Annotated in this window: 11 protein-coding genes; 7 read left to right on the top strand and 4 right to left on the bottom strand. The window is 69.6% G+C overall.

The features are described 5' to 3' along the window. Positions 1-4 precede the first annotated feature (4 nt). From ACE3Q3_RS12425 to ACE3Q3_RS12400, 6 genes are all read left to right on the top strand, one after another. Positions 5-1,078: an ABC transporter ATP-binding protein gene (locus tag ACE3Q3_RS12425; protein ID WP_374446487.1), complete on the top strand. Its 1,074-nt coding sequence runs from the start codon at positions 5-7 to the stop codon at positions 1,076-1,078. Positions 1,079-1,118: 40 nt separating this feature from the next. Next, positions 1,119-2,450, top strand: coding sequence for an ABC transporter substrate-binding protein (locus ACE3Q3_RS12420; RefSeq protein ID WP_374446485.1), 1,332 nt, complete (start codon positions 1,119-1,121; stop codon positions 2,448-2,450). A 161-nt stretch (positions 2,451-2,611) separates the two neighbouring features. Beyond that, positions 2,612-3,475, top strand: coding sequence for a carbohydrate ABC transporter permease (locus ACE3Q3_RS12415; protein WP_374446482.1), 864 nt, complete (start codon positions 2,612-2,614; stop codon positions 3,473-3,475). Further along, positions 3,468-4,373, top strand: a complete 906-nt coding sequence (locus ACE3Q3_RS12410; protein WP_374446480.1) for a carbohydrate ABC transporter permease — start codon at positions 3,468-3,470, stop codon at positions 4,371-4,373. Before ACE3Q3_RS12415 ends, ACE3Q3_RS12410 begins: the two co-directional genes overlap by 8 nt. A gap of 9 nt (positions 4,374-4,382) precedes the next feature. Beyond that, the gene (locus ACE3Q3_RS12405) at positions 4,383-5,558 is read left to right on the top strand and encodes a mandelate racemase/muconate lactonizing enzyme family protein (protein WP_374446478.1); all 1,176 of its coding nucleotides are present in this window, start codon (positions 4,383-4,385) and stop codon (positions 5,556-5,558) included. 22 nt (positions 5,559-5,580) lie between these two features. Then, on the top strand, positions 5,581-6,624 hold the full coding sequence (locus ACE3Q3_RS12400; protein WP_374446475.1) for a C-terminal binding protein: 1,044 nt from the start codon (positions 5,581-5,583) through the stop codon (positions 6,622-6,624). A gap of 54 nt (positions 6,625-6,678) precedes the next feature. Here the strand turns inward: ACE3Q3_RS12400 and ACE3Q3_RS12395 are convergent, their stop codons facing one another. After that, positions 6,679-7,326 (bottom strand): PQQ-binding-like beta-propeller repeat protein, encoded by a 648-nt coding sequence (locus ACE3Q3_RS12395; protein ID WP_374446473.1) that lies wholly within the window; start codon positions 7,324-7,326, stop codon positions 6,679-6,681. A gap of 36 nt (positions 7,327-7,362) precedes the next feature. Next, positions 7,363-8,583: a hypothetical protein gene (locus ACE3Q3_RS12390; protein ID WP_374446470.1), complete on the bottom strand. Its 1,221-nt coding sequence runs from the start codon at positions 8,581-8,583 to the stop codon at positions 7,363-7,365. 449 nt (positions 8,584-9,032) lie between these two features. Between ACE3Q3_RS12390 and ACE3Q3_RS12385 the strand changes: the two genes are divergently transcribed. After that, complete coding sequence (locus tag ACE3Q3_RS12385; RefSeq protein ID WP_374446468.1) at positions 9,033-9,788, top strand: DUF899 domain-containing protein; 756 nt, start codon at positions 9,033-9,035, stop codon at positions 9,786-9,788. A gap of 45 nt (positions 9,789-9,833) precedes the next feature. Here the strand turns inward: ACE3Q3_RS12385 and ACE3Q3_RS12380 are convergent, their stop codons facing one another. Then, positions 9,834-10,862 carry a C-terminal binding protein gene (locus tag ACE3Q3_RS12380; protein WP_374446466.1) on the bottom strand — a complete coding sequence of 343 codons (1,029 nt, stop codon included), beginning with the start codon at positions 10,860-10,862 and terminating at the stop codon, positions 9,834-9,836. Between the two features lie 17 nt (positions 10,863-10,879). Beyond that, the coding region (locus tag ACE3Q3_RS12375; protein WP_374446464.1) for an IlvD/Edd family dehydratase at positions 10,880-12,532 on the bottom strand (1,653 nt) is incomplete at its 5' end.

The raw sequence follows: 12,532 nt of genomic DNA, 5'->3' as shown, positions 1-12,532 counted from the left end.
ATGAATGGCGACGGTATCCATCCGCGAGGCGCGGAAGGCTTTCGGGAATTTCGAGGTTCTGCACGGCGTCAGCGTCGAGATCGAGGACGGCGAGTTCGTCGTGCTGGTCGGCCCGTCCGGGTGCGGCAAGTCCACGCTGCTGCGGATGCTGGCCGGGCTGGAGAACATCACCGGCGGCGAGATCCTGATCGGCGGCCGGGTCGTCAACAACGTGCCGCCGAAGGACCGGGACATCGCCATGGTGTTCCAGAACTACGCGCTCTATCCGCACATGACGGTCTTCGACAACATGGGCTTCTCGCTGAAGCTGGCGAAGGCGCCGCCGGACGTCATGGAGCGCGAGGTCGGGCGGGCGGCCCGCATCCTCGGGCTGGAGCAGCTTCTCCATCGCTACCCGCGGCAGCTTTCGGGCGGCCAGCGCCAGCGCGTCGCCATGGGCCGGGCGATCGTCCGCAGCCCCCAGGTCTTCCTCTTCGACGAGCCCCTGTCGAACCTCGACGCCAAGCTGCGCGTGCAGATGCGCTCCGAGATCAAGGAACTGCACCAGCGCCTCAAGGTGACGACCGTCTACGTCACCCACGACCAGATCGAGGCCATGACCATGGCCGACAAGATCGTGGTCATGAACGGCGGCAACATCGAGCAGACCGGCCGTCCGCTCGAGCTCTACGACCGGCCGGCCAATCTCTTCGTCGCCGGCTTCATCGGCTCGCCGGCGATGAACATGCTGGAGGGGGAGATCGCCGACGGGCGCTTCCGCGGCAGCGACGGGACCGGCTGGCCGCTGCCGACCGCCGGCGCCGCCGGGGCCAACGGGGCCGGCGTCGTCTACGGCGTCCGGCCGGAGCATCTGCGCATCGACCCGGACGGCATTCCGGCGACGGTGCAGCTGGTCGAGCCGACCGGTTCGGAGACCCAGGTGGCACTGCGCGTCGGCGAGCAGTCTCTCATCGGCGCCTTCCGCGAGCGCGTGACGGCGCGCCCCGGCGAGGTGCTGCCGATCAGTCCCGACCCGGACCTCGTGCATCTGTTCGACCGGAAGACCGGCCGGCGGATCGGCGCCGGGCAACCGGCTTAGCCAACCAGGGCATGGCCAACAAAGAAGTGGGAGGAGACCAATGGCAAACATCATCACACGGCGCGACTCGCTCAAGCTGATCGGCGGCGCAGCGGCGGCGGCCACGCTCGCCGGCCAGGCCGCGGCGCAGGCGATTCCGAAGGCCGATGTGGCGGCGCCGAAGCTGCCGCTGGAGAAGGGCGCCACCCTGCGCATCCTTCGTCCGGCCCGCTTCGTCGAACCGGACGAGGTGATCTTCCGCGCCAACACGGCGAAGTTCGCCAAGGAGATGGGCGTCGAGGTCCGCGTCGACTTCGTCGGCTGGGAGGACATCCGGCAGCAGACCGCGGTGTCGTCCAATACCGGCGCCGGCCCCGACATCGTGCTCGGCTGGGCCGAGGATCCGCACGTCTATGCCGACAAGGTGGTCGAGCTCTCCGACGTCGCCGAGTATCTCGGCAAGAAGTACGGCGGCTGGTCCTTCCTCGGCGACAAGTACGGCAAGAAAGTCGGCACCAACAACTGGATCGGCATTCCCTTCGGCGGCTCGACCGGCCCGATCGTCTACCGCCAGTCCGCGGTCAAGGAGGCGGGGTTCAGCAAGATCCCGAACGATCTCGGCGAGTTCCTCAAGCTCTGCCAGGCGCTGAAGAAGATCAACAAGCCGGCGGGCTTCGCGCTCGGAAATGCCGTCGGCGACGGCAACGGCTTCGCCAACTGGGTGGTCTGGTCCCATGGCGGCTACCTCGTCGACGAGGCGGGCAAGGTCGCGATCAACAGCAAGGAGACGATCGCCTCGCTGAAGTACCTGAAGGAACTCTATCCGACCTTCATCCCGGGCACGCTGTCCTGGGGCGACGTCAGCAACAACCGCGCCTACGCGGCGCAGGAACTGTGGCTGACCGCCAACGGCGTCTCGATGTATTTCGCGATCAAGAACGACCCGGCGACCAAGGCGGTCGCCGACGACACCGACCACGCGCCGATGCCGTTCGGGCTGGTCGGCAAGGCGCCCCAGTCGGCGCTCATCCTCAACGCCATGGTGTTCAAGCACAGCAAGTTCCCGAACGCCGCCAAGGCCTACCTCACCTACATGATGGAGGCCGAGCAGTACGATCCGTGGCTGACCGGCTGCCTCGGCTACTGGTCGCACACGCTGCGCGCCTACGGGAAGAGCAAGGTGTGGGACTCCGATCCCAAGCTCGAGGTCTACCGGAACGGCACCGACAACCAGTTCTGGAGCGGCTACAAGGGCCCGATCTCGCACGCCGCCGGCACCGTGGCGGCCGAGTACATCATGGTCCAGATGTGCGCCGCCGTCGCTTCGGGGCAGGCGACGCCGGAAGAGGCGGCCCGCGAGGCCGAACGCCGGACGCGCCGCTACTACCGCTGATCGGCTGAAGCCGACGGCCCCCGGGTTCGACCCGGCGGCCGGCGGCGATTTTTACCGGAGGTACGATTGCCGGCACCCTCGGCTCGGCGCAAAGGGGGCGCCCGCACATAGAGCCTTCGTGGCTCGCGCGCCTGTTCGACTGGAAGCCGTTTCTCATCTTCATGTGCATGCTGCCGGCGGCCGGCCTGCTGCTGGTCTTCCTGACCTATCCGCTCGGCCTCGGCATCTGGCTCGCCTTCACCGACACGACGATCGGCCGCTCGGGCGTGTGGATCGGGCTCGAGAACTTCGAATACATGCTCGAGGACCGGCTGTTCTGGCAGGCGGTCTTCTACAGCGTCTTCTACACGAGCATCGCGACGGTCGGTAAGTTCGGGCTCGGCCTCTGGCTGGCGCTGCTGCTCAACAACCACCTGCCGTTCAAGAGCCTGCTGCGCGCGATCATCCTCCTGCCCTGGATCGTGCCGACCGTGCTCTCGGCGATCGCGTTCTGGTGGATCTACGACGCCCAGTTCTCGATCATCTCCTACGTCTTCGTCGACGTGCTCGGCTGGCGGACGACCTATTTCGACTTCCTCGGCTCGACCTGGCCCGCACGCTGGTCGCTGATCGCCGCCAACATCTGGCGCGGCATCCCCTTCGTCGCCATCACCCTGCTGGCCGGCCTGCAGACGATCTCGCCCTCGCTCTACGAGGCGGCGCTGCTCGACGGGTCCACGGGCTGGCAGCGCTTCCGCTACATCACGTTCCCGCTGCTGCTGCCGATCCTGGCGATCGTGATGACCTTCTCGATCATCTTCACCTTCACCGACTTCCAGCTCGTCTACGCCATCACCCGCGGCGGGCCGGTCAATTCGACCCACCTGCTGGCGACGCTCGCCTTCCAGCGCGGCATCCCCGGCGGCAACCTGGGCGAGGGCGCGGCGATCGCGGTGTCGATGATCCCCTTCCTCGTCTTCGCCACCCTCTTCAGCTATTTCGCGCTGGCGCGGCGGAAGTGGCAGCAGGGAGAAAGCAATGACTGACGCCTCGGCCGCGAACACGGACACGCCGTCGACCGCGACGGTCGCTCCGGAGGCGATGGCCTGGGACAACCGGGCCCGCCGGGTGGTGACGATCTACGTCCCGCTCGCCTGTTTCGTCTTCATCCTGCTGTTTCCGTTCTACTGGATGACGGTGACGGCCTTCAAACCCAACGCCGAGCTCTACGACTACAAGACCTACAACCCGTTCTGGATCGCCAAGCCGACCCTCGACCACATCTACAAGCTGCTGTTCGAGACGTCGTATCCGCGCTGGATCGTCACCACCATGTCGGTGGCGATCGCGGCCACCTTCCTGTCGCTGCTGTCGAGCGTGCTCGCCGCCTATGCGATCCAGCGGCTGCGCTTCAAGGGCAGCCAGTATGTCGGCCTGGCGATCTATCTCGCCTACCTGGTGCCGCCGTCGATCCTGTTCATCCCGCTCGCCACCATGGTCTACCAGCTCGGGCTGTTCGACAGCCCGCTGGCGCTGATCCTGACCTATCCGACCTTCCTGGTGCCGTTCTGCACCTGGCTGCTCATCGGCTACTTCAAGTCGATCCCCTACGAACTGGAGGAGTGCGCGCTGATCGACGGCGCGACGCGGCTGCAGATCCTGCGCCGCATCACCCTGCCGCTGGCGGTGCCGGGCCTCATCAGCGCCGGCATCTTCTCCTTCACGCTGTCCTGGAACGAGTTCATCTATTCGCTCGCCTTCATCCAGAGCAGCGAGAACAAGACCGTCCCCGTCGCCATCCTGACCGAGCTCATCTCGGGCGACGTCTACCAGTGGGGGGCGCTGATGGCGGGCTCGCTGATGGGCTCGCTGCCGGTCGCGATCTTCTATTCCTTCTTCGTCGACTACTACGTCTCGTCGCTGACCGGCGCGGTGAAGGAGTAGGCGCGGCCGATGAAGATCGACCGCGTCGAGACGCTGATCGCGGATGCCGGCTGGCGCACCTTCTCGTTCGTCAAGATCGGCACCGCCTGCGGCATCACCGGCTGGTCCGAATACAACGAGGATTTCGGCAGCAAGGGCCTGTCCCAGGTCATCGGCATGCTGGCGCCGCTGGTGGTCGGCATGGACCCCCGGCGGAGCGAGGCCATCCTGGCCCGGCTGCATGTCGCCACGCGGCAGGCGCGCGGCGGGCTGAACCAGCAGGCGATCGCGGCGATCGAGAACGCGCTCCTCGACGTCCGCGGCAAGGAGGCGGGCAAGTCGGTGGCCGCCCTCTTCGGCGGGCCGATCCGCGAGCGCATCCCGGTCTACTGGTCGCACTTCGGGACCTACCGGATCGGGCAGCGCGGCCGCGGCTTCCTGCCGGCGCTCGACACCTACGACGACCTCGCCCGCCATGCCGAGGAGGTCAGGGCCAGGGGCTTCCGCTGCCTCAAGACCAACATCTTCCGCTGGCGCGACGGCCGGCTCCACCCCTACGTGCCGGGCTTCGCGCGCACCCCCGGCTGGCCGGAGCTGAACTGGGACAACGGCCTCCTCGACGACCTGAAGCGGCAGCTCCAGACCATCCGCGATGCCATCGGCCCCGAGATGGGGCTGATGCTCGACACCAACTTCAACTTCAAGACCGAGGGCTACAAGCGGGTCGCCGACGTGCTGGCGCCGTTCCGCATGACCTGGCTCGAGATCGACAGCCACGATCCGGCCAGCCTCGCCCTCATCCGGCGCGAAGCGCCGTGCCCGGTCGCCTCCTGCGAGACGCTGCACGGACGGCGCGACTTCCTGCCCTACCTCCAGGCCTATGCGATGGATGTCGGCATCGTCGACGTGCCGTGGAACGGCCTCGGCGAGAGCCTGAAGATCGCGGCGATGGCCGAGACCTTCGAGGTCAACGTCGCGCCGCACAATTTCTACGGCCACCTCTGTTCCTACCACAGCGCCCATTTCTCGGCCGCGGTGCCGAACTTCCGCATCATGGAGATCGACATCGACTCGACGCCCTGGCGCGACGAGTTCGTCGAGCGGCCGCCGGTCATCGAGGATGGCGAGTTCGTGCTGCCGGACCGGCCGGGATGGGGCACCGAGGTGAACGAAGCGGCGATCCGGGCGCGGCCGCCGAAGTCCTAGCCCGCCCGTCGGAGGAAAGAGCTTGGCGAAGTTCCGGATCCTGACGCCCGCCGGGGCGTCATTCACCGTGGCCGGAGGCGGCTACGAGTACGAGATGGAGGCCCTGGAGGGTCTCGACGCCGAGATCGTCGAGTGCCCGGCGAGCGAGGCCGGCTTCATCGCCGCCGCCCCCGCCGCCGACGCCGTCTACGCCAAGGGGATGAAGTTCACCAAGGCCATGATCGACGCGCTCGACCGGGCGAAGGTCATCACGCTCGGCACCGTCGGCGTCGACTATGTCGACGTCGCGGCGGCGACGGCCAAGGGCATTCCGGTGACCAACTGCCCCGACACCTTCATCGAGGAGGTGGCGGACCATGCCATGATGCTGCTGCTCGCCACCCACCGCCGGGCCATCGAGCAGGACCGCATGGTGCGGGAGGGGCGGTGGAGCGAGGGCCGGCCGCAGCTCCTCCAGATCCCGCGCCTGATGGGGCAGACGCTGGGCTTCATCGGCTTCGGCCGGGTGGCGCGCGCCGTCGCCAAGCGCGCCGCTCCCTTCGGCCTGCGCCTCATGGCCTACGACCCCTTCATCGACGAATTGACGATCTCGGGCGAGGGGGTCGAGCCGGCGAGCCTGTCGGAGGTGCTGAGCCGCTCCGACTTCGTGTCCATGCACGTCCCGGCGACGCCGGAGGCCGAGGGGATGCTGAAGGAGAAGCATTTCCGGCAGATGAAGAAGAACGCCATCTTCATCAACACCGGCCGCGGTCCCACGGTGCAGGAGGCCGGGCTGGTCAAGGCGCTGGAGGAGAAGTGGATCGCCGGCGCCGGCCTCGACGTCTTCGAGGTCGAGCCGGCGCGCCAGGACAACCCGCTGCTGCGGATGCCGCACGTCATCCTGTCGCCGCACAACGCGTCCGCCTCCGCCCGCTTCGATGTCGCCCGCAAGCGCCGCGTCGGGCAGGAACTGTCGCTGGTGCTGTCGGGCCGCTGGCCGATGTCCTGCGTCAACCCGACGGTGCTCCCGGCGACCGGCCTGCGGCGCTGGCAGCCGGTCTCCATGGAGCGCGGTCCCAACTCCTGAGCCGCCGGAGGCCCCGACCCGCGTCCACCGTGGGCCGGGGCCGCCGCGATCGGATCACCCCGTCTGGCGGCCCTGGCGCGGACGCCGGACGGCGCGGAGCTTGCCGCTGCGCGCGCCGCCGCAGAAGAAGCGGTCGCCGCCGTCCGATTCGAGGCCGGAGACGTGGGTTCCGGCCGGCATCGCGAGCTCTTCCAGCACCCTGCCGTCGTCGGGATCGACGCGCCGCAGGCTGCTCTCGTCGCCCTCCCAGGTTCCGTGCCAGAGGGTGCCGTCGACCCAGGTGACGCCGGTGACGAGCCGGTCGGAGCGGATCGAGCGCAGGACGGCGCCCGTGGCGGGGTCGACCTGGTGGATCGTCCGCCCGCGATACTGGCCGACCCACAGCATCCCTTCGGCCCAGGCGAGGCCGGAATTTCCGCCCTCGGGGGCGGGGATGGAGTCCACGACCTCGCCCGTCTCCGGATCGATCTTGCGGATCCGGTCGTCCCCGATCTGGAAGAGGTGGCGCCCGTCGAAGGCCGTGCCGGCGTCGGCGGGCACGGCGAGCGAACGGGCGGGCTGACCGCTCTCCGGGTCGATCGCGGTCAGCGTCTCGCCGGTGGCGATCCAGACATGACGGCCGTCGAAGGTGACGCCGGCCACCTGCTCGATGCCGGGAAAGGGGCCGTACTCGCGCAGGATCTCGGCTGGTGCGGTCTTCATGGTCCTTGTGCTCCTGCTTGGTGGATGCCCGTGAAGCTAGGCACCCGGCAGCGGCCCCGGGAGTAACAAGGTCGTCGTGAAGCCGACCGCCGGCGGCGTCAGCCAGCGCCGGGCACGTCCCCGGCCGACCGCGCCGACGCGGCCCGTCGCCGACAGCGCGTCGAGTGCCCGCTGCACCGTGCGCTGGCTCGCTCCGAGGGCGAGCGCGAGGGCCGAGCTCGACCATGCCTCGCCGTCGGCGAGCAGGGCCAGCACTTCGCCATGCGGCCCGTCGACCGGCGGCGCCAGGACCACGGCCGGCCGCCCGGAAGCCGGCGCCAGCGCAAATCCGTCGCGGGTGGCGCGGACGTCCGCCGACCCTTCCAGCGCGTCGCGCAGCCGGGCGATCTCGACCCGCAGCCGGACGCGGTGCGATTCGTCGATCTGCTTCGAGCGGAACGCCAGCTGGATCAGGTGCGAGCGCGCGGCGTCGCCGGGCCACGCGTCCGCCAGCGCGCGCACGAGTGCGAACAGCACCGGGCGGCCCGCCAGCGCGATGGTGCGGTCCGGGGCGCGGACGACATGCCGGCAGGCGTCGACGACGAACATGTCGGAGGCGAGCAACGGCTCGACCGCTTCGAGCGTCAGGGGCTGTTCCGTTCCCTGAGAGAGGAGGCGGGCCGCCGGCGTCCGCAATGCCGCCCGTGCGGTGGCGATCTCGGCCGACAGGGCGGGGATGCCGGCTTCGCCGGCCGCGTCGGCGGCGCGGTCGAGTGCGCCGCGTGCCGGCGCGATCCTCAGGCGCCGCATGGCGATGCCGGCCGATACCAGCTCGTGGACCGCCCGCATGGTCGCCGGCAGGGTCGCGGCATCGAGCGCCGCCAGCGCCTGCTCGGCCGCATCGAGGCGCCCGAGCAGCAGGAGGTAGCGAACCTCGATCAGGCGCGCATGGGCAGCGTTCGCCCGGTCGCCCTGGGCGTCGAGAAGGGCGGCAGCTCCGGGCAGGACTTCGATCGCCGGCCCGAGGTCCCTCGAGACGAGCGCGATTTCGGCCTCGGCGACGATGCAGCGGGCACGGGCGACGCGCTCGGCCGGCCCGAAGGCCGCGGCGGCCCGGCGGAGCAGGGTGCGCGCGCGCTCCAGGTCGCCGAGGCGAGCCACGACGATCCCGCGCAGCGCCAGCGCCGGCGGATCGTCGCGCAGGGCGACCCGGTTCAGTGCGCCCAGCAGATCGCCGGCGGCGAGCGCGCGCGCGGCCGCCGCGATCAGCGAATCCACTGGAACCCCGACACGCTTGTCACTCTCGCGGTCCGCCGCTCCGTCCTAGCCTCGCCGAGGGTACGACAGCCGGGGAGCGGGGCAAGAACGATGGAAGACGAAGACCTGGGGAGGAAGCACGGCGGCGCGGCGCGGTGGCTCGCCCTCGCCGCGGCACCGACGTTCGCCGCCATGGCCGTCGCCAGCGCCGTCGAGGAGGGGCGCGCCGCGAGCCTGATCTGCATGGCCGAGGGGGCTTCCCCGATCGTGAGCGGGATGCTCCCGATGTACGTGCTGATGAGCCTCTTCCACCTCGGACCCTGGCTGCGATGGATCGGCGGTCGCCGGCGGAACCGCAGGGATGTCGGACGTCCGGCACAATCCCGCCAGACTTGTCACTCCCGCCCGCCGGGGCGGTTCGGCCAGCCTCGTCCCTGCCTTCGGGCATTCAACGAAGAGCGAGGATCACGATGCACAGGATCGGAACGCGCGACGAATGGCTGACTGCCCGCCTCGACCTGCTCCAGGCGGAGAAGGAACTGACGCGGCGCGGCGACGAGCTGGCGCGGCGGCGCCAGGAACTGCCCTGGGTCCCGGTCGAGAAGCCGTACCGGTTCGAGACCGAGGCGGGCGCGCTGGCCCTGCCGGATCTCTTCCAGGGGCGCTCCCAGCTCCTCGTCTACCACTTCATGTTCGGACCGGACTACGACGCCGGATGCCCGTCCTGCTCGATGATCGCCGATGGCTTCGACGGCTTCGCGGTCCATCTCGCCAACCACGACGTCATGCTGTGGGCGGTGTCGCGGGCGCCCTTGGCGAAGCTGCTCGCCTATCGGCAGCGGATGGGCTGGACCTTTCCCTGGGCCTCCGCCGACGGCAGCGACTTCAACTCGGACTTCCATGTCTGGTTCAGCGAGGAGCAGCAGCGGCGCGGGACGGTCGACTACAACTACCGTCGCGAGCCGCCGATGGCGCCGGCCCTGGAGGACGGCCTCGTGGCGGAGCTGGGGACGATCTGCGGCACTGACGTCGCAACCTTCCGCCGGGAGCGTCCGGGGCTGAGCGCCTTCGTCCGGGAAGGCGACGCCGTCTACCACAGCTACTCGACCTACGCCCGCGGGGTGGACGGGCTGTGGGGTGCCTTCCAGTGGCTGGATCGGGCGCCTCGGGGACGCAACGAGACCGGACTCTGGTGGCGCCGCCGCGACGAATACGGCCGCGCCTGAACGCGGACCCGGCGGCCTCCCGGGCGGGACGCCGCCGGGCGCCGGCTACCGTCCGAAGCCGGCCTCCTTCAGCAGCTCGCCGTTGACGCAGTTGCGCAGCCGGCCCTCGGTCAGCATCAGCCGGGCGGTCTCGGCCGCCTTGAAGCGGATGTCCCACAGGCTCTGGGCGCTGTAGAAGGCGGCATGCGGCAGGAGGACGAGGCGGCCGCGGATCCAGTCCTCGTCGTCGCGCCAGGCGGCGATCAGCCGGTGGTTCGGATCGGGCGGCTCGTCCGGCAGCACGTCGAGCCCGGCGGCCGCGATCCGGCCGGACTTCAGCCCGTCATGGATGGCGTCGAGATCGCAGATCGGTCCGCGCGCGGTGTTGACCAGGATCGTCCCGGGGCGCATCGCCGCCACGGCGGCGGCGTCGATCAGGCCGCGCGTCTCGTCGTTGAGGAAGGCGTGGATGGTGACCGCCTCGACCGCGCCGAGCAGGCTGGCGACGGACTGGTGGCGCGTCAGCCCCAGCGCCAGTTCGGTGCCGTTCGAGACGTAGGGGTCGTAGAAATGCACCGGCAGGTCGAAGGCCTTGAGCCGCAGCGCCGAGGCGGTGCCGATGCGGCCGAGGCCGATCACGCCGACCGGCATTCCCTTGGTCCGGCGAATGACCGGCGCGTGGCTGACGTGCCAGTTGGCGACGACGTCCCGCCGCAGCGCGTTGTCGTAGGCGCTGACCCCGCGGGTGAAGTTCAGCAGCAGGGCCATCGCGGTGTCGGCGATGTCGGTGGTGCCGTAGTCGGGCACGTTGGCGACGGGGATGCCGCGCCGGGCCGCCGCCCGGATGTCGATGTTGTCGTAGCCGACGCCCATCCGGATGATGATCTTGCAGTTGTCGAGCCGCTCGACGACGTCGGCCGTGATGGTGAGGCCGATGCCGAGGACGACGGCGTCGGCCGCGCGCCAGACCTCGTCGGCGATCTGCTCGCGCCGGGTGGCGTCGAAGGTCGCGAGTTCGATGCCGTCGCCGGCGCCGGCGCGGTCGGCCTCGGCACCGCCGAGGAACCGGGTGTCGGGGTAGAGAATGGTCGGCATGGGTGGGCGGGCCTCGCTCAATGGCTTTCGCGGGCGACTTCGGCCCCCGACTTCCCGACCAGGAAATCGAGGTCGGCGCCGGTGTCGGCCTGCAGGACGTGGTCGATGTAGAGCCGCGCGTAGCCGCGGTCGTGCCGCGGGGCAGGGGCCTTCCAGGCTGCCTTGCGGCGGGCCAGTTCCGCCTCCGGAACGTCGAGGGTGAGCGTCCGCCGGGCGACGTCGAGCGCGATCATGTCGCCGTTCTCGACCAGCGCCAGCGGTCCGCCGACCGCCGATTCCGGCGCGGTGTGGAGGACGACGGTGCCATAGGCGGTGCCGCTCATCCTTGCGTCGGAGATGCGCACCATGTCGGTGATGCCGCGGCGCAGGATCTTCGGCGGCAGCGGCATGTTGCCGACCTCCGGAAAGCCCGGGTAGCCGCGCGGGCCGCAGCCCTTCAGCACCAGGACGCAGGTCTCGTCGACGTCGAGGCTCTCGTCGTCGATGCGCGCGTGGAAGTCCTCGATGGACTCGAAGACGACGGCGCGGCCGCGATGCTTCATCAGGTGCGGCGACGCGGCCGACGGCTTCAGGATCGCACCGTCCGGGGCGAGGTTGCCGCGCAGCACCGCAATGCCGCCCTGGTCCTTGAACGGCGCGTCGGTCGGGAAGATCACGTCCGGGTTCCAGTTGGGCGCATCCGCGGTGTTCTCGCCCATCGTCCGGCCGTTGACGGTCAGCGCGTCCTTGTGGATGCGGTCACCCAGCGCCCGGATCACCGCCGGCAGGCCGCCGGCATAGAAGAAATCCTCCATCAGGTACTTGCCGGACGGCATCAGGTTGACGAGGCAGGGGACGTCGCAGCCGAGCCTGTCCCAGTCCTCGAGCGAGACCTCGACCCCCATGCGGCCGGCCAGCGCCAGGAGGTGGACGACGGCGTTGGTCGAGCCGCCGATCGCGCCGTTGACGCGGATCGCGTTCTCGAAGGCCTTGCGGGTCAGGATCTTCGACATGCGGAGATCCTCTTTCACCATCTCGACGATGCGGCGGCCCGCCATGTGCGCCAGCACGTAGCGGCGCGAATCGACCGCGGGGATGGCGGCATTCGACGGCAGCCCCATGCCGAGCGATTCGACCATGGACGCCATGGTGGAGGCGGTGCCCATCACCATGCAGTGACCGGCCGAACGGGACATGCAGGCCTCGGCGTCCATGAAGTCGGCCAGCGTCATCTCGCCCGCCCGCACCATCTCGCCGAACTTCCAGACATGGGTCCCGGACCCGATCTGCTCGTCGCGGAAGCGGCCGTTCAGCATCGGCCCGCCGGAGATCGCCAGCGTCGGCAGGTCGCAGCTCGCCGCCCCCATCAGCAGGGCCGGCGTGGTCTTGTCGCAGCCGACGAGCAGGATGACGCCGTCGATCGGGTTGGCGCGGATCGATTCCTCGACATCCATGCTGACGAGGTTGCGGAACAGCATGGTCGTGGGCCGCATCAGCGTCTCGCCCAGCGACATCACCGGAAACTCGAGCGGAAAGCCGCCCATCTCGTAGACGCCGCGCTTCACGTGCTCGGCGATCTTGCGGAAATGGGCATTGCAGGGAGTGAGCTCGGACCAGGTGTTGCAGATGCCGATGACCGGGCGCCCGTCGAAGAGGTGCGAGGGCAGGCCCTGGTTCTTCATCCAGCTCCG

The organism is Allostella sp., from assembly GCF_041913585.1.
Lineage (GTDB): Bacteria > Pseudomonadota > Alphaproteobacteria > ATCC43930 > Allostellaceae > Allostella.
Note: the sequence above shows the minus strand (reverse complement) of the source record. Positions and strands in the feature narration are given on the sequence as shown.